Annotated in this window: 25 protein-coding genes; 10 read left to right on the top strand and 15 right to left on the bottom strand. The window is 73.2% G+C overall.

The window, feature by feature from the left end:
- Positions 1 to 16: 16 nt before the first annotated feature.
- The 3 genes from ACIQMU_RS10595 to ACIQMU_RS10585 form a co-directional block, all read right to left on the bottom strand.
- Positions 17 to 1,498, bottom strand: coding sequence for a helix-turn-helix domain-containing protein (locus ACIQMU_RS10595; protein WP_402688661.1), 1,482 nt, complete (start codon positions 1,496 to 1,498; stop codon positions 17 to 19).
- 334 nt (positions 1,499 to 1,832) lie between these two features.
- On the bottom strand, positions 1,833 to 2,639 hold the full coding sequence (locus tag ACIQMU_RS10590) for an SAM-dependent methyltransferase (protein ID WP_352239455.1): 807 nt from the start codon (positions 2,637 to 2,639) through the stop codon (positions 1,833 to 1,835).
- The gene (locus ACIQMU_RS10585) at positions 2,614 to 3,483 is read right to left on the bottom strand and encodes a helix-turn-helix domain-containing protein (protein ID WP_402688660.1); all 870 of its coding nucleotides are present in this window, start codon (positions 3,481 to 3,483) and stop codon (positions 2,614 to 2,616) included. The genes ACIQMU_RS10590 and ACIQMU_RS10585 overlap by 26 nt, the downstream gene beginning before the upstream one ends.
- 403 nt (positions 3,484 to 3,886) lie before the next feature.
- Here ACIQMU_RS10585 and ACIQMU_RS10580 point away from each other — a divergent pair, with 403 nt between their 5' ends.
- On the top strand, positions 3,887 to 4,288 hold the full coding sequence (locus tag ACIQMU_RS10580; protein WP_352239453.1) for a hypothetical protein: 402 nt from the start codon (positions 3,887 to 3,889) through the stop codon (positions 4,286 to 4,288).
- A 257-nt stretch (positions 4,289 to 4,545) separates the two neighbouring features.
- Here the strand turns inward: ACIQMU_RS10580 and ACIQMU_RS10575 are convergent, their stop codons facing one another.
- The 3 genes from ACIQMU_RS10575 to ACIQMU_RS10565 are packed head-to-tail and all read right to left on the bottom strand — an operon-like array spanning position 4,546 to position 5,725.
- Entirely contained in the window at positions 4,546 to 4,962 is a 417-nt protein-coding gene (locus ACIQMU_RS10575; protein WP_352239451.1) for a DUF6336 family protein, read from the bottom strand.
- Positions 4,963 to 4,997: 35 nt separating this feature from the next.
- A complete protein-coding gene (locus tag ACIQMU_RS10570; protein ID WP_352239450.1) occupies positions 4,998 to 5,237 on the bottom strand; it encodes a DUF397 domain-containing protein in 240 nt (79 codons plus the stop codon).
- On the bottom strand, positions 5,234 to 5,725 hold the full coding sequence (locus ACIQMU_RS10565) for a DUF5753 domain-containing protein (protein ID WP_402688659.1): 492 nt from the start codon (positions 5,723 to 5,725) through the stop codon (positions 5,234 to 5,236). Before ACIQMU_RS10565 ends, ACIQMU_RS10570 begins: the two co-directional genes overlap by 4 nt.
- Here ACIQMU_RS10565 and ACIQMU_RS10560 point away from each other — a divergent pair.
- Positions 5,724 to 6,185: a hypothetical protein gene (locus ACIQMU_RS10560; protein ID WP_402688658.1), complete on the top strand. Its 462-nt coding sequence runs from the start codon at positions 5,724 to 5,726 to the stop codon at positions 6,183 to 6,185. The genes ACIQMU_RS10565 and ACIQMU_RS10560 overlap by 2 nt on opposite strands.
- A 46-nt stretch (positions 6,186 to 6,231) precedes the next feature.
- On the opposite strand, the gene ACIQMU_RS10555 is transcribed toward ACIQMU_RS10560, so the two are convergent.
- Positions 6,232 to 6,357, bottom strand: a complete 126-nt coding sequence (locus ACIQMU_RS10555) for a hypothetical protein (RefSeq protein ID WP_402688657.1) — start codon at positions 6,355 to 6,357, stop codon at positions 6,232 to 6,234.
- Between the two features lie 24 nt (positions 6,358 to 6,381).
- On the opposite strand from ACIQMU_RS10555, the gene ACIQMU_RS10550 reads away from it, so the two are divergent.
- Entirely contained in the window at positions 6,382 to 6,729 is a 348-nt protein-coding gene (locus ACIQMU_RS10550; RefSeq protein ID WP_402688656.1) for a VOC family protein, read from the top strand.
- Here the strand turns inward: ACIQMU_RS10550 and ACIQMU_RS10545 are convergent.
- Both ACIQMU_RS10545 and ACIQMU_RS10540 read right to left on the bottom strand, forming a co-directional pair.
- Positions 6,707 to 7,273: a GNAT family N-acetyltransferase gene (locus ACIQMU_RS10545; RefSeq protein WP_402688655.1), complete on the bottom strand. Its 567-nt coding sequence runs from the start codon at positions 7,271 to 7,273 to the stop codon at positions 6,707 to 6,709. The genes ACIQMU_RS10550 and ACIQMU_RS10545 overlap by 23 nt on opposite strands.
- Positions 7,274 to 7,494: 221 nt before the next feature.
- Positions 7,495 to 8,280 carry an SAM-dependent methyltransferase gene (locus ACIQMU_RS10540; protein ID WP_352239446.1) on the bottom strand — a complete coding sequence of 262 codons (786 nt, stop codon included), beginning with the start codon at positions 8,278 to 8,280 and terminating at the stop codon, positions 7,495 to 7,497.
- 770 nt (positions 8,281 to 9,050) lie between these two features.
- Between ACIQMU_RS10540 and ACIQMU_RS10535 the strand changes: the two genes are divergently transcribed.
- The 3 genes from ACIQMU_RS10535 to ACIQMU_RS10525 all read left to right on the top strand — a co-directional run bounded on the left by ACIQMU_RS10535 (position 9,051) and on the right by ACIQMU_RS10525 (position 10,956).
- On the top strand, positions 9,051 to 9,344 hold the full coding sequence (locus ACIQMU_RS10535) for a hypothetical protein (RefSeq protein WP_352239445.1): 294 nt from the start codon (positions 9,051 to 9,053) through the stop codon (positions 9,342 to 9,344).
- A 306-nt stretch (positions 9,345 to 9,650) separates the two neighbouring features.
- Complete coding sequence (locus ACIQMU_RS10530; protein WP_402688753.1) at positions 9,651 to 10,553, top strand: lysostaphin resistance A-like protein; 903 nt, start codon at positions 9,651 to 9,653, stop codon at positions 10,551 to 10,553.
- Between the two features lie 244 nt (positions 10,554 to 10,797).
- Entirely contained in the window at positions 10,798 to 10,956 is a 159-nt protein-coding gene (locus ACIQMU_RS10525; RefSeq protein WP_352239444.1) for a hypothetical protein, read from the top strand.
- A gap of 40 nt (positions 10,957 to 10,996) precedes the next feature.
- Here ACIQMU_RS10525 and ACIQMU_RS10520 read toward each other — a convergent pair whose 3' ends face one another.
- Positions 10,997 to 11,596, bottom strand: coding sequence for a TetR/AcrR family transcriptional regulator (locus ACIQMU_RS10520; protein ID WP_402688654.1), 600 nt, complete (start codon positions 11,594 to 11,596; stop codon positions 10,997 to 10,999).
- A gap of 155 nt (positions 11,597 to 11,751) precedes the next feature.
- Between ACIQMU_RS10520 and ACIQMU_RS10515 the strand changes: the two genes are divergently transcribed.
- Positions 11,752 to 14,037, top strand: a complete 2,286-nt coding sequence (locus ACIQMU_RS10515; protein ID WP_402688752.1) for a glycoside hydrolase family 3 N-terminal domain-containing protein — start codon at positions 11,752 to 11,754, stop codon at positions 14,035 to 14,037.
- Between the two features lie 339 nt (positions 14,038 to 14,376).
- Positions 14,377 to 15,018 carry a TetR/AcrR family transcriptional regulator gene (locus tag ACIQMU_RS10510; protein WP_352239442.1) on the top strand — a complete coding sequence of 214 codons (642 nt, stop codon included), beginning with the start codon at positions 14,377 to 14,379 and terminating at the stop codon, positions 15,016 to 15,018.
- Between the two features lie 428 nt (positions 15,019 to 15,446).
- On the opposite strand, the gene ACIQMU_RS10505 is transcribed toward ACIQMU_RS10510, so the two are convergent.
- Positions 15,447 to 16,211, bottom strand: coding sequence for a GDSL-type esterase/lipase family protein (locus ACIQMU_RS10505; protein WP_352239441.1), 765 nt, complete (start codon positions 16,209 to 16,211; stop codon positions 15,447 to 15,449).
- On the opposite strand from ACIQMU_RS10505, the gene ACIQMU_RS10500 reads away from it, so the two are divergent.
- A complete protein-coding gene (locus tag ACIQMU_RS10500; protein WP_352239440.1) occupies positions 16,210 to 17,265 on the top strand; it encodes a WD40 repeat domain-containing protein in 1,056 nt (351 codons plus the stop codon). The genes ACIQMU_RS10505 and ACIQMU_RS10500 overlap by 2 nt on opposite strands.
- Positions 17,266 to 17,386: 121 nt before the next feature.
- Here the strand turns inward: ACIQMU_RS10500 and ACIQMU_RS10495 are convergent, their stop codons facing one another.
- Positions 17,387 to 17,791, bottom strand: coding sequence for a PPOX class F420-dependent oxidoreductase (locus ACIQMU_RS10495; protein ID WP_352239439.1), 405 nt, complete (start codon positions 17,789 to 17,791; stop codon positions 17,387 to 17,389).
- Positions 17,792 to 17,822: 31 nt separating this feature from the next.
- A complete protein-coding gene (locus ACIQMU_RS10490) occupies positions 17,823 to 18,641 on the bottom strand; it encodes a TetR/AcrR family transcriptional regulator (protein WP_352239438.1) in 819 nt (272 codons plus the stop codon).
- A 215-nt stretch (positions 18,642 to 18,856) separates the two neighbouring features.
- Here ACIQMU_RS10490 and ACIQMU_RS10485 point away from each other — a divergent pair, with 215 nt between their 5' ends.
- Positions 18,857 to 19,393 (top strand): GNAT family N-acetyltransferase, encoded by a 537-nt coding sequence (locus ACIQMU_RS10485; RefSeq protein ID WP_402688653.1) that lies wholly within the window; start codon positions 18,857 to 18,859, stop codon positions 19,391 to 19,393.
- A gap of 50 nt (positions 19,394 to 19,443) precedes the next feature.
- Here ACIQMU_RS10485 and ACIQMU_RS10480 read toward each other — a convergent pair whose 3' ends face one another.
- Together ACIQMU_RS10480 and ACIQMU_RS10475 are read right to left on the bottom strand one after the other, a co-directional pair.
- Positions 19,444 to 20,547 carry a methyltransferase domain-containing protein gene (locus ACIQMU_RS10480; protein ID WP_402688652.1) on the bottom strand — a complete coding sequence of 368 codons (1,104 nt, stop codon included), beginning with the start codon at positions 20,545 to 20,547 and terminating at the stop codon, positions 19,444 to 19,446.
- Positions 20,544 to 20,675 carry a hypothetical protein gene (locus ACIQMU_RS10475; RefSeq protein ID WP_352239023.1) on the bottom strand — a complete coding sequence of 44 codons (132 nt, stop codon included), beginning with the start codon at positions 20,673 to 20,675 and terminating at the stop codon, positions 20,544 to 20,546. The genes ACIQMU_RS10480 and ACIQMU_RS10475 overlap by 4 nt, the downstream gene beginning before the upstream one ends.
- Positions 20,676 to 20,953: the final 278 nt, after the last annotated feature.

The raw sequence follows: 20,953 nt of genomic DNA, 5'->3' as shown, positions 1-20,953 counted from the left end.
GCCCGTCCGACGCGCCTCACAGGCGGCGGTAGGTACGGCCGCCGCGCCGGGGGAGCGCCGCCGGGTCGTCCGGACCGGTCTGCGTGGCCCGGAGCGCGAGGTGGACCTCGGCGCGCACGGTGGCGTCGGCGAGGTTCCGCGCGAGGTGGTCGGCGCACCGGGTGAGCCAGTTGGCCAGGGTGGTGCGGTGGACGTGCAGTTCCGCCGCGGCGGGCGCGGTCCTGGCGTGGTGGCGCAGCCAGCAGGCCAGAGCGATCCGCAGGTGCGGCTCCAGGCCGCCGACCAGCTCGCCGGCCCAGGCGCGGGCGGCCTCGGTGTCCAGGAGGCCGCGCGGCAGTGTCTCCAGCCGGTGGCCCGCGCCGGGCGCTTCGCCGCTGTCGCCGCCGCTGTCGCCCCCGCTGGATGCGGACGCGTCGGCGGCGGCGGGGGCGCGGAGGGCCAGCAGCAGGTGCGCTTGCACGGTGGCGTCCTCCAGGTCCGCGCCGAGCAGCCGGGACAGCTCGCGTATCCGGGCGCGTACCGTGCCCGCGGACAGGCCCAGCGCGGCGGCGGCGCGCGGCTTGCTGCCGGTGCGGAGCCACACCAGGAGCAGGTGGTGGTGAGCCGGGGGCAGTGGACGCAGTACGGAGCCCGCCCACCGGGTGTACGGAGCGGTGGGCAGGAGGGGGGCGAGCCGTGAGGCGCCCACGGCGTCGGCGGGGACGATTCGGCGGTCGGGCGTGGCGCCGTACCGGGCGGCGGCGGCGTCGCTGTGCGCGGTGGGCATCTCCGCCAGGGGCAGCGGACCGGCCATGCCCGCGAGCAGGTGGTGCCGCTCGCTCACCCGGGAGACCAGACGCAGAATCCGTCCGTCGTCGCCGCCGTGGTGGAGTTCGGCGACGACCAGCTCCCCGTCCAGCCGCCCCAGCAGAGCGCAGGCGTCGGTGTGCGGGGCGAGGGAGGGGCGTACAGCCCGCCAGAGGACCTCGTGGGCGGTGGGGATGTCCGCGCCGCTCAGCCGGTAGACCGTGGCATGGGTGAGCCTGCTCCCGCCCAGGGATTCGGTGACGGTGGTGGTGTGGCCGGCGAGGAGCAGCCGGATGAGGGTGGTGTGCAGCCGCATCTGCTCGCCCCGCAGTTCCGCCGCCCGTTGCCCGCGCACCTCCAGGAGGGCCGCAGTGGTCGAGCCGACCTGGTCGGCGTGTTCCGGCGACACGCCGGGCGCCGGAGCCAGGACCAGGACGGCTCCGGCCGCCGGGAGCTGGACGCAGTGCGGATGTTCGCGCGGGGCGGCGGCCGCGTGCACGCCGTCGGAGGCCGCGGCGGCGGGGGTGCTGTAGACGGCCCCGGCGATCGGGTCGGCCAGTACCGCCCACCCCCGGACCAGCGCCGCGGCCTCGGCGATCAGGTGCGCACCGGAGCGGGCCGCCGCCCGCAGCAGCCGGTCCGCGCTCTCCCGTCCGTGCCGGGCACGCCACGGGCCGGCGGCCTCGTGGTCGGTCGTGCCTGTGCTGCTCATGTGCGAGCCTCTGCGGGCCGTGCGCCCCGCGCACGGCCAAGTCCCGTGCGCGGCGCGGCAGGTAACGGATATGGATGGGGGTGTTGGTGTGGACGTGGGTGTGGATGTGTGGACATGGACAGGGGAGCGTGGACCGGAAGGCGTGGGCGGGCGGACGCGGACCGGGCGGACGCGGACCGGGCGGACGGACGTGGATCAGAGGACGCGGGCGGTCGCACCCACCCGGCCCGGGGACCGGGGGACGCGGCCCACCGAGCCCGCCCGTCCCGTGGACCGGGGGCCGCGGGCGGTCGCGCCCGACCCGTCCGGCCCGCCCGACCCGCCCGAACCGGGATCAGGGGATGCGGGCGACCGCGCCCCACCCGGCCCGGGCCGTGGTCGTGCCGGTGTTCGCGTCGGGCCGCCAGTTCGGCCAGGACACCATGCCCGGTTCCACCATCTCCAGCCCCTCGAAGAACGCGATCGTGGTCTCGGGCTCCCGGAAGATGTACGGGATCGCCCCGCTCGCGTTGTACTCGTCCTGGACGGCGCGGTGGGCGTCGTCGGAGGCGGTGGAGTGGCTGAGCGAGAGGTAGCTGCCGGAGGGCAGCCGGTCCACCAGCCGCCGCACCAGGGACAGGGCGTCGTCCCAGTCCACGATGTGCCCCAGCACGTCACTGATCACGAGGGCGACGGGCCGGGTCAGGTCCAGGGTCTCGGCCGCCCCGGCGAGCACGGTGTCGGTGTCGCGCATGTCCGCCTCGACGTACGCGGTCGCCCCCTCGGGGGTGCTGGTCAGCAGCGCGTGGACGTGCAGGAGCACCAGGGGGTCGTGGTCGACGTAGACGATCCGGGATTCCGGGGCTATGCGCTGGGCGACCTCGTGCGTGTTGTTCGCGGTCGGCAGCCCGGCGCCGACGTCCAGGAACTGCCGGATTCCGGCCTCGCGGGCGAGATGCGTGACCGTCCGGCGCAGGAAGTCCCGGGATTCCTTCGCGAACGTCTCGATCAACGGGTACTTCTCGCGGTAGGCGTCGCCCGCCGCCCGGTCCGCCGGGAAATTGTCCTTGCCGCCGAGCCAGTAGTTCCAGACACGTGCGGAGTGCGCGACGCTCGTATCGATCTGCGCGGGCAGTTCAGGCCCATTTCCGGTCGTACTCATCCTGTAACACCTCTCCTGTTCGGGCCGGCCGCATCGCCATCACGCACGACACGTCCAGCATTCCCTGATACGCCTGCACGGGGTGGGGGCTGTCCCACACCTCCGCCGTGCCGGGCAGCCCGCCCTCCCGCACCACGTGGTCCGCGATCTCCCGGATCTCGACCCGGTACAGCGTCAGTGCCGGGACACCGGTCAACGGGTGCGGCGGGGCGTACTCCGGATGCAGTTGCACCGTCACATCGCCGCGCTCAGCGACGTGTTGGAGCGTGCGGAGCTGCTCACGCATCACCTCCACGCCACCCACCCGGCAGCGCAGCGCGGTGACGGGAAGCACCGCCCAGAGCCGGGTCTGCTGTTCCCGCAGCCGGTCCTGACGTTCCACCAGCAAGTCGGCCCGCCGTCGCCGGGCGGCCGAGTCCTGGCCGGGGCACCTCATCTCGTCCAGGGCCATCGCGTAGGCCGGGGTCCGCAGCAGCAGCGGCACCAGCGCCGGGTCCCAGGTGCGTACGACACTCGCCGCGGACTCCACGCTCATCAGGTCCATGAGCCAGGGGGCCATCGCGTCCCGCCACGGATGCCACCAGCCGGGCATGTTCGCCGCGTTCAGGCGGCCCATGATGTCGTCGGTCTCCGCCGCCCCCGCCCCGTAGGCGGCGAGAAGGGCGGACACCTGGCCCACATCGAGGGAGGTCTGCGCCTGCTCCAGCCGCCGCAGCGTCGAGGGGTGCCATCCCAGCTGCGTGGCGGCCTGCGGTACGGACAGGCCGGCGCCCTCGCGAAGGTGCCGCAGGCGGGCCACCAGGACCAGATGCCGCGCCGTACGGCCCGACCTTTCGCGCGCCACGGCTTCCCCCTCCCCGCTCCGGTCCCGTTTCGGTCCGCTCCGGTCCCCGCTCCGGCTCGATCCATCCGACATTCCGCGCAGTTCGCGCACAGTGCACACAGCGCACCTTGCGACGTTCGCGCGGCACTCTCAAGGTAAGCATGTCCGACTCCATCGCACGCCAACTCGGGGAGACCGGGCCGATCTTGTCGCTGACCCCGGCACCCGGCCACCCCGCCGCCCCAGCACTGCCCGCACCGCAAAGCCCTACCGCCCAGCCCCAGCCCCAGCCCCAGACCTCGTCCCAGCACCAGACCTCGCCCCAGTCCCAGCCCCAGCACCAGCTGTTTCGTGCACTGCCGTTCCGTGTGCACTGCCGTTCCGCGCACCGTCGTTCCGGCGCCTGTTCTCTGGAGCCCACCGCATGAACCACCCGACCGACCCGACCCTCCTGGCCCGTCCGAAACTCCGATCCGTCGTCGCGGCCCCGAGGCCCGCCCCGGCACGCCCGCTCGACCTGCGTGTCCGCGCTCAGCGGATCCAGATCGACGAACTCATCGTGGACGACCCGCGTCAGGTGCTCGCCCACGCCCGGAAGGCCGCCCTGGACAACCCCGACACAGCGGCTCTGCTGGGGCACGACCCCGCCGTCCCGCTGGCGCTCCCGGCCGCTGCGGCGCTCCTGTGCGCGCTGTACGACACCGACGCGCTCATCGGCATGGGGCTGCGTTCCACCCGTCGGACCACCCGCGTCACCGCCTCCGACCAGCAGACCGAGCCGGTTTCCCTGGTGCTGTCCACCACCACGTCGGACCGGGAGGACTGAACTGCTTGCCCGCCGAGGCTCTCCCGCTACGCGGCAGCGGAAGAACTCTTGCGGGGGCGGCTGGGCGCCCGTCGCCTGGTCCGAAGAGACCGGACGAAGTGTTGTGCGATTGAGCAGCCCGGAGGGACTGGCATTCCAGGTTCGCCGCTCGGAGCGGTGACTCGGGCATCGGCCACGCGGAGCCGTCGGGGACGAACCGCCGCCCTCCGCGGCGCGGATCGTCGGCCGATGGCGCACTCCACGGGTCGGTGAGAGCCTCAGGCTCCCCAAAGCCAGGAACCGTATGCCGCCGACGCGACGAGTTCGCCCAGGCCGAAGGCGAACGGAACGGGCACCAGCAGGAAGACGCCCGCGCGGACCAGAGCCGGTCCGACGACGGAGACCACTTCGTGGGGGCCGCTCGTCGTGAAGAAGTCACGCCAGCGCAGGATGTCACCGAGACTGCACGCCCAGAGGAACAGCCCGGTCAGCAGGAAGACCATGCCGGTCAGCAGTCCGAGATAGGCGGTCGCTTCCAACAGGTCGGCCCGTACGTCGTGCTCCCGGACGACGAACGCGGCACCGACGACGCAGACCGCCGCCCCCGCGCCGTACGCCGCGCCGCGCGCGATGACGCCGCCCAGCCGGAGACGGGGTTCGAGCACCCCGTGCGCGTCTCTGCTCATGCGGGCCATGCGCCTGCTCCTTGTCGTCGCCGCCGCGCTGGGCGCTACGAGGAGGCGAACTCCACGAAGGACGCCCAGGGGCCGGCGGAGACGGCGAGCGCGGGGACGGTGAGGTCCTTGGAGTCGCGGATGTGGACGGTGTGGGGGCAGGCGGCCACCTCTACGCAGTTGCCGCCCTCGCTGCCGCTGTACGTGGACTTGGACCAGGTGAGCGCCACCTCTACGCAGTCGCCGCCCTCGCTGCCGCTGTGGCTGGACTTGAACCAGTGGAGGTCGGTGCTCATAGTTCCTCTGCCATCTTCTCGATCGTCTCCAGCGTCCTCTCCGGAGTGTATGCCTGGGCCCGCGTGACGCCATACTTGCCGAACAGGTTCCCCAGCTGCGGATGTTCGGTGACGAAGAAGCTGCCGCCCTGCCCCTCGATATAGGCGAGCTGCCGGCGATTGTCGGTCTCCAGCAGGACGAAGGGGCCGTCCAGCGCCGCGTGGTCCTCGCGGTACGGGTCCATCAGCTGGATCCGCACATGCCGGAGCCGCGCCGCCTCGGCGAGGTGGCGGAGCTGGGCCTTCATCACCCGGCGGCCGCCGATCGGCCGGGTCAGCACGATCATCTCCAGGACGAAGCTGATATCGGGCAGCGGTCTGCGGGACAGCAGCTTCTGCCGGGCGAGCCGCGCGGCGACCTTCTCCTCGATCTCCTCGTCGTCGTAGTTCGGATACCGGCTCGTGAAGACCGCCCGTGCGTACGCCTCCGTCTGGAGCAGACCGGGCATGACCTGGTTCCCGTACGAGTGCCGCGCCCACGCCTTCTCCTCCTCGTCCGCGAAGGGTGTGAACCAGTCCGGCCACGCCCTCCGCCACGTCGGCATTCACTTCGACGCCGTCCGTGCCATCGGCCTGCTCGGCGAGGAAATCGCGTACGAGGTCATGCAGTTCACCGACTTCCACGCCGGGCCCATCGTCCGCTCCGGTATCGGGGAACGCAGCATGTACTTTCTGCTCGCGCCCGGGACCGCCGCCGGGCGCCGGTGGCCTCCCGGGGTCGAGGCGATGAGCCGGAGTGCGCGCGGGGACGCGTTCGTGGGGGTTCCGGCGCTGTCCGGGGGGACCTGGCCGCTGGACTGGCGGTCGCGGCCCACGGCTCAGGACCCTTTCGTGGACGGCGGGGTGCTGCACGAGATGGCCTGGCTGCGGGCGGGGTGTGCTTCGGGGCGAGAGGCCGCGTGTGACTGACGCCCGACCACTGCGGCCCCGCTCGCGGAGCGTCCGCTGACCAGGGTCATGCGGGAGGGGGATCGGCTGAGGGGTCGCCCGCACCGGCGTCCGGGTCAGCCGTCCGGGTCACCGGGCCCGCCGTGTGGGCGGCGGTGGGCGCGGCGTAGTAGTCCTGGGGATGCAGGGACACGTTCGTTCTCACTTGGAGGCGTCGATGGCGGTTCGCCGTGTTGTGCCCAACATTCATGCGGAGGCTGCGCGGGAGAGCCGGGAGTTCTACGGCCTGCTGGGCTTCGAGGAGGTCATGAACCTCGGCTGGATCACGACGCTCGCCTCCCCGTCCGTCCCGGCAGCGCAGATCAGCGTCATAACCGGTGACAAGACCGCGCCGGTGACCCCCGACATGAGCGTGGAGGTGGACGACGTGGACGCGGCTTACGCGGTCATGCGGGAGAGCGGTGCGGAGATCGTGCATTCCTTGCGGGACGAGGAGTGGGGTGTGCGGCGGTTTTTCGTCCGCGATCCCAGCGGGCGGGTGGTCAATGTGCTGGGCCACCGCTGACGGCCTCGCCGCGTCGCTCCGGCAGGCGCGTCATGAAGACGTCGACGGGGTCCTGGGCTTCCACGACGAATCCGTGGCGCTCGTAGAGGCGGCGGGCGGCGCTGCCCTGTGGGACGTTCAGGGCCACGCTCATGCCCTGCGCGTCCGTTCGCGCCAGGACCGAGCGCAGCACGGCCGATCCCCAACCCCGGCCCTGGCAGTGCGGGGCAAGGTAGAAGTGCTCCAGCCACAGCCTGCCTTCGGCCCCCAGCGGGTCTTCGGCGGGCCGGACCGTGACGCATCCCGCGAGTTCACCGTCGATCGTGATGACCGAGGTGTGCTGCGGGGAGAACGAGTCCCGCAGCCGCCGGCGTACCCGGTGCTCGTCGTAGCGCCCGAGGCGTTCCAGGTCCGCGCGCATGACGGTGGCCCGCAACTCCGCGAGCACTTCGACGTCGGCCGGCACCGCGGGGCGCGGCGACCAGCCCTCGGCGGGCCCCGTCACGGCCCACGCGGGCACGGCCGGGTCGACGGACCCGGCCAGGAGCACATGTTCCGGCCGCACGAGTCGTGGGTCACCACCTGCTGGCCCTGTAGCAGAGAGGCGCGACGAGCCGAATGGGCCGACCTGGTGGCCCGTGCCGATGCCGATCCCGTACCCCCGCGGCCGCCCTGGCGGGAGCTCTCCGCCGGACTCCACGCGGACGGAGACGGCGACGGAGGCGGAGACGATGACCATGGCGGAGGCGGAGGCGGAGGCAGAGCGGGGGCTGCGGGTGCTTCCGGTTACGGGACCCGGGCCACCGCCGCGTAGATGCCGCTGTGCTCCTGGGCGGGCGCGGGGGTGCCGTTGAACCACTCCGGGGCCGTCACCAGACCGGGGGCGGTGATCTCCAGCCCCTCGAAGAACCGGGAGAACTCCTCGCGGCTTCGCAGGGCCAGCCGGATGCCGCCCTTCTCGTACTCGTCCTCGCTCTGCTGCCCGATCTCCGCGTTCACGTCGGACGCGCCGTGGGACAGCACGACGTAGCTGCCGGGGGCCAGGGTGCTCGTGAACGTACGGACGATGCCGATCGGGTCCTCGGCGTCCGGCAGGAAGTGGAGGAGGCCGAGGAGCGAGAGGGCGATCGGGCGGTCGAAGTCCAGGGTCGCGCGTGCGGCTTCGAGGATGACGGCGGGCTCGCGGACGTCGGCGTGGACGTAGTCCGTCACGCCCTCCGGCCGGCTGATCAGCAGTGCCTCCGCGTGGCGCAGGACGATGGGGTCGTTGTCGCAGTAGACGACCCGGGCGGAGGGGCGGATCTCCTGGGCCACCTGGTGGAGGTTCGGCGCGGTGGGGATGCCTGTTCCGATGTCCAGGAACTGCGTCACGCCCTCGCCCGCCAGCCAGGCGGTCGCACGGTTCATGAACGCGCGCTGCTGGTGGGCGCCGGCCTTCGCCTCGGCGGGCAGGAGTTCGGCCACTTTCTGGTCCACCGGGTAGTTGTCCTTGCCGCCGAGCAGTGCGTCGTAGACCCGGGCCGAGTGGGGCTTGCTGGTGTCGATCGGAGGGTGGGGCGTTGCTGCCGTCATGCCGGACTCCTGATACACGTGGTGTGGACCATTCAGTTCAGTCGACGCAGTCTGCCACAGCGATCAAGGCGACAGGTGGGGGCAGTTGAGGGTTGGGTGCCCCGGAGGTCCGGTGGTCCCCCGGGCGCGGGTCGGGCCGTGCGGAAGGCTCGGGTTCCAGGACACTCCGTGACGTCGTGCGTCCGGGCGACCAGGGCTTGCGCGCCGCAGGTTCTTGGCATGTGCGCAGCATTGGTTCAGACCGATCGTGATGTCGAAATCTGTGCTGGTGGAGGCGGCGGCACGGCAGGCATGGAGGAGATACGGGATGATAATCTCCGGCGAAATTGCGCCATCCTGTCGGCAGAGGACTCATGTTGTTCGACCATCGACCGGCTGTGGTCACCGCCGCGCTGGTACTCGCAGCCTGTTCGGGCCTGGCGGCCTGTGACGGCGGGTCCGACTCGGCGGCGAACACGAACGCCGAGCCCGCGGCCGCCCGGAGCGCGTCGGGACCCGCCTCGCACACGGCCTCATCGGCACCGGCAGACGGCGGGGCGGCCGCGGCGTCCGCCGGTCCGGGCGCGGTGGCGAGCGCCTCTCCGGCCTCCACGGCCACCGCCACCGCGAAAGCCGACTCCTCGACGCAGACACCGGCCGCGACGCAGACACCGACGGCGTCACCGGCGCCAAGGCGGACTCCCACGCCTGCTTCCGCGCCTGCTTCCACTCCTGCGCCGACCAGTGCCGCGTGCACCAACCTGGCGGTTCCCGCCGATGTGAAGTCCGTTGTGACTAAGGTCTGGACGCGCTCCAAGGGAATCAGCCACATCCAGCCGAAGCCCGGCAGCTTCTACTACGGCAGCTGTGGCGCCACGTCGTACGCGGCCGTCCGCTTCGAAGCCGGCGCCGGTGCGACGGGCGAGGACCTGGTCCACCTCCAGGACGAGGGCTCGGGTCTGCAGTTCTTCCGGTCCGCCCCGGGCGCCGGGTGGCGGTTCGTCCGGTCCGACACCTTTCCGGCCACCCATGACTGCTCACGGTTCGTGCCCCTCGCTCTCGCGAGCCAGTGGAACTGCTCCTGAGCGGATACCCGCCCGCTGTTGCCGTCGGGCTCTCTCCCGCCCGCTGCCGCGAAGTGTTCGCACGCTGCCGGGAGGCGTCTGTCCGCCCGCCGCGGGCGGAATGACCGGAATCGCGTACCGCGTTGACCCGCACACGGGCGGCAGCCGAGGATCACCGGTGTGAACCCCCCTCCTGACATGCCCCAGCCCCAGCCCTCGTCGCCCTGGTCGCCGCCGCCGCCCTCGGGCGGGCCCGTGCCCCCGTCCGGCCCGGCCTGGCAGGGCTGGGACAGGCCCCCGGAGTGGAGCCGTCCGCCCACCGGGCCGGTGCGGGCGCCCTCGGGCTCCCGCTACGACGAGCAGGGGCGCAACGGACACGGCGGACGGTTCGGCTGGCTGGGCGAGCTGTCCGTCGTCCTGGTGCTGATCGTGGTGGGCATACTGGTCGTCAGCGTGGTCGGCATCGCCGTCGCGGAGCTGCTGGACGCGGGCCCCGCGTCGGCGGACAGCGACCTCTTCTTCGACGACCCGGTCGCGGACCTGGCCGTCCAGCTCCTCGGACTCGCGATCGGCATACCCATCGTCCTGTGGGGCGCCCGCATGCTGGGCCGGCGGCCCGCCGGAACCGTCTCCTCCGTCGTCGGGCGGCTGCGCTGGGGCTGGCTCTGGCGCTGCGCCGCCGTGGCCTTCCCGCTGATGGTTCTACAGGTCGGCCTCCTGATCGCGTGGACCTGGAACGACGAGCCCCTCGGGGAGTCGGGGGCCGGCTTCCCGGGGTGGCCCGTCTTTCTGCTGAGCCTGGCGGTGGTGCTGGCGCTCGTCCCGTTCCAGGCCGCCGCCGAGGAGTACGTCTTCCGGGGCTGGCTGGTCCAGGTGATCGGCCGGGTCGTGCGCTCGCCCTGGCCCGCGATCGTCCTGGCGTCCCTCCTCTTCGCCCTCGCGCATGGGTTCGGCGAGCTCTCCGGGTTCCTCCTGCTGCTGTACTCCGCCCTGTGGTGGGGCTGGCTGGTGATCCGTACCGGCGGCCTGGAGGCCGTGATCGTCATGCACGTCGCGAACAACCTGCTGGCCTTCGGTCTGGCGGCGGGCTTCGGTGAACTGGCCAGCACGGAGACCGCGGCCGACGCCCCCTGGCAGGCCATGGCGGTCGAGCTCGTCTTCGCCCCGCTGTACTGCCTGACCATGGCCCGGATCGCGGGCCGCCGCAGGGTCGAGCGAATGAGCCCCTGACCGCTTCCGGGGGCCCGGCCGGGGAGCGGCCCGGCCCCGGGGACCGGCCGGCCCCTGGACCCGCCCCCGGGGACCGGCCGGCCCCTGGACCCGCCCCCGGGACCGGTCGGCCCTCGGACCGGGCCCGGCCTGACGCGCGGGATGCGGCTCTCCTTCGCGTCCGACACCGGGCTGCGGGGCGTTCTCCTGCTCGACCGGGACATCAGGAACCCTCGACCGGGACATCAGGAATTTCGACGCGGCGATGAACTGCTCGCCCGGGGGCCGGCTCGTGTGCACGCTGGCCGGCTTCCAGTCCGTCCTGGAGCCGGCGGTCCGGACGGACGACGTGGAGGTGACGGTGCGCCCGGGAGAGGGAGCCGAGCTGTGGCCACTGCGGTGCGCGGAGTCCCTCGACCGCTGAGGGGCCGCGAGCGGGGGGCCGGGGCGGGCGCGCCGGACCGTCAGAACGGCACGGTCACCTGCGCCCGGACGTGGGCCCGCAGCACGCCCGCCATGTCCGTCGCGCAGCCGCTGATCAGCCACTGGATCTGGAGGCCGTCCATCAGCGCGATGAGCTGCTGGGCCGCCGCCGACGGATCGACGTCGTCCCGGAGTTCGCCCGCCTCCCGGGCCTGGCGGTAGGCCAGCTCGGTGTTGGCGACGGAGGTGCGGTAGCGGTTCTCGAAGTACGCGTGCGCCGGATGGTCGGGTGAGGTGGCCTCCGCCGCGACCACGGAGAACAGCTCCACGATCCCGCGCCGCTCGGCGTTCAGCTCCGCGAGATCCGTCAGCCGGCGCAGATGGCCGACCCCTCGGGCGTCCCCCAGGGCCAGCCACGCGTCGTCCACGTCGTCGCGTCGCTGGAGGACGGCGAGGAGCAGCGCCTCCTTCGTCGGGAAGTGGTGCAGGAGGCCCGGGTGGGAGATGCCGCACCGCGTGGCGATCACGCGCAGCGACGCGCCCCGGTAACCGGCCTCGCCGAAGAGGGCCATCGCCTGGTCGAGGATCTCGATCCGTTTGGCCCGGCCCTTGGCGTAGCCGCGCCCCGGTCCGGAGGTCACGCGCCGTCACCCGCTGTCGTCCGCATCGGACACCTCTCTCGCTCCACCGCTCCGGCCCAGATTGTCACAGGACCTGATTGCGGGCCGTCAATACTTACCGAGCGGTCGGGATTGAGCGTACGGTACTGCGGAGTGCCGTCGTGAAAGGAACTCCTGTGGTCCTCAAGCCGCCGTACCTCGATCCCGCGCTGCCCGTGGCGGAGCGGGTCGCCGACCTCCTGGGGCGCATGACACTGCCCGAGAAGGTCGGCCAGATGCTCCAGCTCAACGCCAAGGAGGGCGTGCGGCACCTCGTCGAGGACCTGCACGCGGGCTCGATCCTGCACGCCTCGCCGGAGCGGGTGCGCGAGGCCGCCGCGCTCACCGAGAGGACCCGGCTGCGCATCCCGCTGCTCGTCGCGGAGGACTGCATCCACGGTCACTCCTTCTGGGAGGGCGCCACGATCTACCCCACCCAGCTCGGGATGGCCGCCACCTGGGACGCCGGGCTGGTGGAGCGGATCGCGCGGGCGACGGCGGTCGAGGTCGCGGCGACCGGGGTGCACTGGACGTTCTCACCGGTGCTCTGCGTCACCCGGGACCTGCGGTGGGGCCGGGTGAGCGAGACCTTCGGCGAGGACCCGTTCCTGATCGGCGAACTGGCCTCCGCGATGGTGCGCGGCTACCAGGGCGACGGCCTCCACGACCCGACCGCGATCCTCGCCTGCGCCAAGCACTTCGCCGGGTACTCCGAGACCCAGGGCGGCCGGGACGCCAGCGAGGCCGACATCTCGCGGCGCAAGCTGCGCTCCTGGTTCCTGCCGCCGTTCGAGCGGGTCGCCAAGGAGGGCTGCCGGACCTTCATGCTCGGCTACCAGTCGATGGACGGCGTGCCGGTCACCGTGAACGACTGGCTGCTCAACGAGGTGCTGCGCGGCGAGTGGGGCTACACCGGGACCCTGGTCACCGACTGGGACAACGTCGGCCGCATGGTGTGGGAGCAGAAGGTCTACGCCGACTACGCGCAGGCGTCGGCGGCGGCGGTCCGCGCGGGCAACGACATGGTGATGACCACGCCGGGCTTCTTCGAGGGAGCCCAGGAGGCGGTGGCCCGGGGAGCGTTGGCGGAGACGGAGATCGACGCCGCCGTACGCCGGGTGCTGACGCTCAAGTTCGAGCTGGGCCTCTTCGAGGACCCGCGCCACCCCGACGCCGCCCGGCAGGCCGAGGTCATCGGCGGCGGGGCGCACGCCGCGCTGAACCTGGAGGTGGCCCGCCGCTCGCTGGTCCTGCTGACGAACGACGGCACGCTGCCGTTCGCGGGCGGCCTGACGGCGGACGAGGAGGGCCGGGCCCTCGCGTCCGGCGGCCCCCGCACGGTGGCGGTCATCGGCCCCAACGCCGACGACGCGCAGACCCAGCTGGGCGACTGGGCGGGCTCGTCCGGGCAGGCCGACTGGCTGCCGGAGGGCCAGCCCCGCGCCATGATCCGTACGGTCCTCGACGGCTTCCGCGACCATGTGCCCGCCGACTGGACCGTGTCGTACGCACCGGGCGCCCGAATCCTGGACGTGGGCCCCGACCCGGAGGGGGCGTTCTTCCCGGACGGGCAGCCCCGCCCCGAGGCCGCCCGTCCGGCGGCCCCCGACGCGCGGCTGATCGCGGAGGCGGTCGCCGCCGCCGGGGCGGCCGACCACGTGGTGGCCGTCGTCGGCGACCGGATCGAGCTGGTCGGCGAGGGCAAGTCCACCGCGACGCTCGAACTCTTCGGTGACCAGGTCGCGCTGCTGGACGCCCTGGCGGCGACCGGCAAACCGCTGGTCGTCGTGGTCATCAGCTCCAAGCCGCTGGTGCTGCCGCCGTCCGCGCTCGGCGCGGCGGCGATCGTGTACGCGGCCAACCCGGGCATGCTCGGCGGCCGGGCGGTCGCGGAGCTGCTCCTCGGGCTGATCGAGCCGGCCGGCCGGCTGCCGCTGTCCTTCGCCCGGCACGCCGGCCAGCAGCCGACGTACTACAACCAGGTGCGCGGCCAGCACGGTTCGCGCTACGCGGACCTCACCCAGCGCCCCGCTTTCGCGTTCGGCGAGGGGCTGAGCTATTCGACGGTCGCCTACACGGACCTGGAGGTGCTGACGGCGGTGGTCGACGCGTCGGGGACCGTACGCGCCCGGGTCACGGTGACCAACACGGGGGCGCGGCCCGTGCTGGAGACCGCGCAGGTGTACGTGAGCGACACGGTGACGTCGGTGACCTGGGCGGAGAAGGAGCTGAAGGACTACCGGCAGGTGACGCTCGCCCCGGGGGAGTCGCGCCGGCTCCTCTTCGAACTCCCGGCCGCCGCCTGCACGCTCGTGGACGCGGAGGGCCGCCGTGTCGTGGAACCCGGGCGCTTCGAGCTGCTGGTGGGCCCCTCGTCCCGGGACGAGGCGCTGCTGCGGGGGGAGTTCACGGTCAAGGGCTGAGTCCACAGCCGTGGCGGGCGGGGGCCCGCGTTCCCCGTCGGCCCCGGTCCGCCGTCACGAACCGCCGGACGTCCTCGTCAGCTCGGGCAGACCCCCGGTGTCGGCGTCCGAGTCGCCGGTGTACTGGTAGCGCGTGTGGGGGCATGTCCGGGGCGCGACCGGGCCATGTCCAGGGCGTGTGCCCGGGGCGCGTAAAGAAGAAGCGTTTCCGCGTGCGGGTATTCCCCCGTATGGGTGTGGCGTGGTCCTCCGCACGGCCGTGGGGTGAGCACAATGGGGCGGCGGTTCGTGCAGAGGCGCGCAGGCCCCTCTCCCGCACCTTGCGCTCAAGGAGGACCGGTGGCGGAGAGCTGGACGGTTCAGCGGACCGGGCCCGGGGATGTCGCGCGCACGCGGGCGCGGGAGCAACTTCTGGAGGCGGCCAGGGAGCTGTACGGCATCAACGGATACCGGGCGACCGCCGAGCACGATGTGTGCGAGGCGGCCGGTGTGCCGGTCGAGGTGCTGCGGCAGGAGTACGGCTCCCGCGAGGGGCTGCTCATCGCCCTCCACAACCGGGTCACGACGACCGGGCTGCGGGCGGCGGAGAGCGCCCTGCTGGCCGAGGACATCGAGCAATGCTCGATCGCGGAGCGGGTCCGGCGGCTGTTCGACGCGTACGTGGAGGCGGTCACCAGCGATCCGCGCGAGGCCCGCGTGACGTTCGTCGAGGTGCTGGGGGTGAGCGCCGTGGTGGACGAGCACTGCAAGCTCTGGCGGGCGCTGTGGACGGAGTTCCTGACCGGGGAGGCCGAGCGGGCGGTCGAGCGCGGCGAGGCGGAGGACCGGGACCGCCGGGTCGACGTGATGGTGATGGTCGGCACGGTCCACGAGCTGATGGCCCACCACACCCGCCGCAGCCGCCGGGCCCACCCCGGGGAGGTCTCGGGCGAGTTGACCCAGCTGGCGCTGTCGATGCTGGGAGCCCAGCAGGGCGGGTGAGGGGGGAGTGTTCCGCCGTTTCCGCTGCCGGGCGGCGGAGATGCCCCGCAGGTCGGGCTCTGAACGGCCCCCGCCTCGCCCGGCGCCTCGCCCGGGCTGCCGGGAACGCGCGCCGGGCACGCGGAAGGCCACCGGCGGAGCCCCTCGTCGGAGGCGGACACAGCCGGTGGCTTCCATGGTGCGACGACCGCGCGGGTACGGCGCAGCCGCCGAAGAGCGGCATGCCCGCCGTCGCCGACTCCCGGGGCGCCGGGAACACGGTCGTCTTCGGCGGCACGTGGGACATGCGCGGCGGCAGCCTCACCTCGACGTGCCCCGCCTTCGCGTGCACGCACGCCGACGGGTTCACGGTCCGGGACGTGACCGTGCTCGGCGCCACCCGCGACGGCATCTCCGTGGCCCCCTCCGCGGCGGCCGTCCGGCGCCGGTCAGACCGAGACCGGCGCCGCGTGCTGCCGCGCGTAGGGTCCCCCCACCTGCCACGCCCGGTGCATCGTGTCGGCGAAGGCGGCGGCGAGCTTGTGCTCGCCCGTGGGGCCGGGGTGCGTTCCGTCGTACGTGTCGGTGTGGATGTCGTACGCCGTGGGGCGCGAGGCCAGCAGGAGCGGAGAGGACGCGGTGTCGAGGTCGGCGACGGCCCTGGCGAGGAGTTCGTTGAAGCGGGCGCAGGAGGCGGCGAAGGGGGCGTCCGTCGTGGCCCGGATGTTCGGTATCACCGGGAGCAGCACCATGCGGATGCGCGGGTTCGCCGTGCGCGCCGCCGCGACGAACGCGCGGGCGTTGGCCGCCGTCTGCTCGGCGTCCGTGTAGAACCCGAGGTCTATCAGACCGAGCGAGACCAGCAGGACGTCCGCCTCCGCCCCGCGCACCGCGTCCGCGATCACCGGGGCCATGTGCAGCCAGCCCTCCCCCCAGCCGGACAGGTGCCGGCGGGCGTCGGGCGGGAAGGACGGGTCGGCGTAGGCGTGGGAGAGCGGGCCGCCCGCCTCGGGGTCGTACAGCGTCGTGCGCGGGCCGACGATCTCGTACGGGAGGCCGGGGAGCGTTTCCAGGTGCTGCCACATCCGGTAGCGCCAGGTGAAGTCGCCGGCGCGCCCGACGGTCATGGAATCGCCGACGAAGAGGAAACGCATGGCGTCATCATGGCCGATCACGCCTCCGGCCTGCGACGTGACGATGGACACTGGGGTCATGCGCTCGTATCCGACCGGCCCGGCGGGCCGTGCCGCCGCCGCTCTCGCCGCCTCACTCGCGGTCCTCGTCCCGCTGTTCGCCGGGGCCGGTCCGGCCGTGGCCGACGGCGGGCGGCCCGACCGTGACTTCACGATCGAGGACCCCCGCATCACCGAGTCCAGCGGCCTCGCGGCCAGCCGGAAGCACCCCGGCGTCTACTGGACGCACAACGACAGCGACGACGGGCCCTACGTCTTCGCCGTCGACTCCCGCACCGGGAAGACCCTCGCGACCATCACCCTGCGGGGCGTGGGGCAGCCGAGGGATGTCGAGGGCATCTCGATCGGACCGGACGGCGACGTCTACGTCGGAGACATCGGCGACAACCTCGACGGCACCTGGGACCACGTCTGGATCTACCGCTTCCCCGAGCCGAAGACCCTGCGCGACAGCACGGTCACGGCCGTCCAGTACGACGTGAAGTACGCCGACGGGGCCCGCAACGCCGAGGCGCTCATGGTCCACCCGAAGACCGGCCGGGTCTACATCGCCTCCAAGAACGAGGACGGCGGCGGCCTCTACGAGGGCCCCGCGAAGCTGGCCGCCGGCTCCACGAACGTGTTCCGCCGGGTGGACGAGGTGCCGTGGGTGACGGACGGGGCGTTCTCGCCCGACGGAACCCGGCTGGTGCTGCGCTCGTACTTCAGCGCCCGTGTGTACGCCTTCGAGGACGGCCGCCTCGGCGATGACCGGTCGGTCGCCGCCCCGTTCCAGCGGCAGGCGGAGTCGGTGACGTACACGGCGGACGGCTCGGCCCTGATGTTCGGCTCGGAGGGGGAGGCCAGCGGGGTCGTCCGGGTGGAGGCAGAGGGGTGGGCGGGGGGCGAATCGGGCACCGGGGAGTCCGGTTCCGGTTCCGGGTCCGGTTCCGGCGAAGGGGCCGGGGCTGCGAAGGGCGGCGGCCAGGGGGCCGCAGGGCAGGAGGGTGCCGGAGACGGCGAGGTGGCGCTCGGGGCCGCCGTTCTCGTCGGAGTGGCGGCGCTCTGGTTCGCGCTGAAGCGGCGGCGCGGATAGGGAACGGACGGACGAGGCCGGGGCAGGGCGGCGGAGAGTGGGAGGGAGGGGGGAGGAGAGGGGGCAGGACGGCGGAGAGCGAGAGGGAGGGGGAGAAGGGGCAGGGCGCCGGGGCTCGCGCTCAGGTCTCCTCGTCCGTCACCGGCCACACCTCGTAGTGCAGCGTCCGGTCCCGCTTCAGCCGGTGCAGGAGCGGCACGAGCACGCCCTGCACGATCGGGTACTTGCGCGACAGCATCCGCGCCGCGTGCGTGTTCTCCTTCGTGCCCGACCGCAGCAGTCGTGCGTGCGCCCTGATCTGCGGGCCGGTGGGTCTGCCCCGGACCGTGCAGGGCGCGATCTCCACCTGGCGGTGATTGCGCATCCGCTCGACCTTCCACGCGGAGGAGAACGTGCGGATGAACGCGTGATCGCCCTCGACGGCGATGTTGACCGGGGTGCCGACGGCGGTCCCGTCCTGCCGGTGGGTGCTCAGCAGGACGGCGTACTGCTTCACGAAGGGGGCGAGCTCCGGGCTGGCGTCCATACATCCATTGGGGCACGGGCCGGAGGCCCTGTCACTTCCGGGCGTCGGTCCGTTCCCGGGCCCTCTCCCGGACCAGGGCGTCGAAACCGGCGATCAGGCGGCGCAGCCCGAACTCGAACTGGTCGAAGTCGGTGCTGAAGGTGTCCTCCGCCATGCCCGCCATCATCGGATACGCGCCGCTGAGCATGGCCCGCTCCAGGTAGGGGCGCTGGCTGTCCCAGAACTCCTGGTCGCTCAGCCCCGTCTGCCGCAGGGCCTCCGCGGCGTCGGCCCGGGTGCGGGCGAGGCCCTCCACGAAGCTGTTGACCGTGACGATCACACCGATCAGCTCGGGATCGCGCAGGCCCATGGACCGCAGCGCGGTGAGGGAGAGCTCCAGGCCGCGCAGGGCGCTGGGGCCGAGCACCGTGCGGGCCTGGTTGATCTTCAGCAGCCAGGGGTGGCGGCGCAGGTTGTCCAGGTAGGTGCGCGCCATGGCGTCGATCGCCGCCCGCCAGTCGGCGGGGGCCCCGGGAGGGCCGGCGGGGCCGTCGGCGGCGGCGGGCAGGGGCTCGCCCAGCACCCGGTCGAGCATCAGGTCCAGCAGTTCGGCCTTGCCGGGGACGTACCGGTAGAGCGACATCGTGCCGGTGCCCAGCTCGGTGGAGAGCCGCCGCATGGAGACGGCGGCCAGCCCTTCCGCGTCGGCGACGGTGACGGCGGCGGTCACGATCCGGTCCAGCGTGAGGCCCGGTTTGGGGCCCCGGCTGGGACGCTCGCCGGTACCCCACAGGAGTTCCAGGCTGCGGGCGAGGTCGCCGCTCCCGGTGACCGTGCCGTCCGTCGCCGCTGTCGATCCGTCTTTCGCCATGGGCTCAGCGTAGTGCTCCGGAGCAGTGATGGGTACACCGTACCCGTATGTAAGTACGGCGTACCCAATACGAGGTGAGGTGTGCCCGATACGGGGTACGGCCTAGCCGGTCGCGTCCGGCCGACCGAGGACAGGACACAGGGGCCGTGAGCACCCGGACGGCCGGGGCGGGGGCGTGCCGGGAAGGCCGGGGCGGGCGCGTAGGGTCGGGGGCCGTGCCGACGACCCGCGAGCCCCAGCCGTTCGCCACCGCCCGCCTGGACGCGCTCCCCCTCGCTCCGGCGTACGCCCAGGAGATGGCGGCCGTTCTGGCCGACCCGGCGCTGTACGGGCTCACCGGGGGCGGACCGCCGGAGCCGGCCGCACTGCGGGCCCGGTACGAGCGGCAGTGCGCCGGTTCGCCGGACCCCGGGGAGCTGTGGTGGAACTGGGTGCTCCGGGTCCGCGCGGACGGGAACCTCGCCGGATACGTCCAGGCGACCGTACGCGGACGCCGCGCGGAGATCGCCTGGGTCGTCGGAACGCCGTGGCAGGGCCGGGGCTACGCGAGCGAGGCCGCGAGGGGCCTCGCGGCACACCTGGCCTCGGCCGGGGGAGTCCGTGCCCTGGTCGCCCACATCCACCCCGAGCACGCCGCGTCCGCCGCGGTGGCGGAGGCAGCGGGCCTGCGGCCCACCGGCGAGTGGGAGGACGGCGAGCAGCGGTGGGCGGGCAGCCCGCCCCAGCCCGTGGTCCGTCAGGGCCGGTACTGAGTTGCCTGCCGCGACGGGCAAGGCCGGCCCGGGACCGGCCCTGACGCGGCTCACGCCCCGGCCGGCCGGATGACCTCCTCCGGGTCCCGCAGCCACACCCGCTGGCCCCGGCTCGTCACGGTCAGCCCGAACCGCTCCGCGTCGGGTCGCCCCGCCGACTCGTACTCCCACCAGACCTGCTCGATCTCCTCCCACAGGAACCCGGGCCCGTACTGCCACACCTCCTCCCCGGTGGCGGCCGTCGCGGCACCCCCGCCCTCCCGGGTCACCCACACCCGTGCGCCGTCCGCGGTGGTCCGGTGGATGAGCCGTACGCCGGGCAGCCGCGCCCCGGCGTACAGCGCGAACCCGAGGTCGAGCAGCCGGGCGGGGTCCAGGCCGACCGCACGGGCCCGCCCGCGGCCCCGGACCTCATGGAGGTCGGGCACCCGGTGGGCTCGCATCGGCATGTACGTGGCCCCGCCGCAGAACGGCCCCACCGCCGTGCCGTCATCCCGAACACGAAGCCTGACCAGCGCACCCGACCAGAACTCCCGGGCGAGCGGCGCCACGACGAGCCCACCGGGACGGACCTGCCGGAGCAGCGCGTACGGGACGTACCGCAACGCGCACGTCGCGATCAGCCGCTCCACCGACCCCAGGCCGGGCCAAGGCTGTTCACCGTCCCCGACCCGCAGACGCGGCCGATACCCGGCCTGCGCCAGGGCCTCGGCGGCCTGCCGCGCCACCACCGGGTCCAGCTCGACACTGTGGACCAGGTCGTCGCCGAGCCGCTCGCAGAGCAACGCGGCGACGTACCCGGTCCCGGTGCCGATCTCCAGTACCCGCTGACCGTCCTGGACGTCGAGCAGCGTGAGCATCCGGGCGACCATGGAGGGCATCGAGTTCGACGACGTCGCGACACCGGGCCCGCCCACCGCTCCGTCGTCGAGCTGCGTGACGACCGGCTCGTCGCTGTTCACCAACGCCGACCACGCCTCCGTCCCCACCACCGGCTCACACCGGTCGGGCAACTGCCGCCACACATCCGCCGGGACGAACCTGCTGCGGGGCACCGCCTCGAACACCTGCCGCCACCGGGCGTCGAGCAGCCCTCGATCGGCCAGCTCCCGCACCAGAGCCGGATAGGTGGGCGCCGGGGGTGCGGCGCTCACGGCTGCGGAACGTACTGCGGGCGGCTGCCGTCCGGAGACGGCTTCGGCTCCGACGGCGGCGTCCACGGCTTGTCCGACGGAGGCCCGCCGTGCTTGCCGCCGTCGGCCTGTACGGGGGTGGTGGTCATCGTGCATCTCCTCTGTGCGCGACTGGGTATGAAGCGGAGCGGCCACGAGCCGGCACCGGGCACGGGAACCTGTGCAGCACTACCGCGCCGCCCCCGCCGGAAGCACCGTCCACCGTGATGCACTCCGATTCCTCCGGGAGCATCGGGCGGTCGCAACGGTCACACACCATCACGAGCCTCCCGCCACGCGCGCCCCAGCGCCGTGGCCTCTGGACAAGAGTGTCGCCCCGACCGGCAAGCGGCGCAGGCCATGGTGTGGCCGAGCAGCGCGCGGTACG

Source organism: Streptomyces sp. NPDC091649, from assembly GCF_044756785.1.
GTDB lineage: Bacteria > Actinomycetota > Actinomycetes > Streptomycetales > Streptomycetaceae > Streptomyces.
The sequence above is the reverse complement of the archived record's forward strand: the minus strand, read 5'-3'. Positions and strand labels throughout refer to the sequence as shown.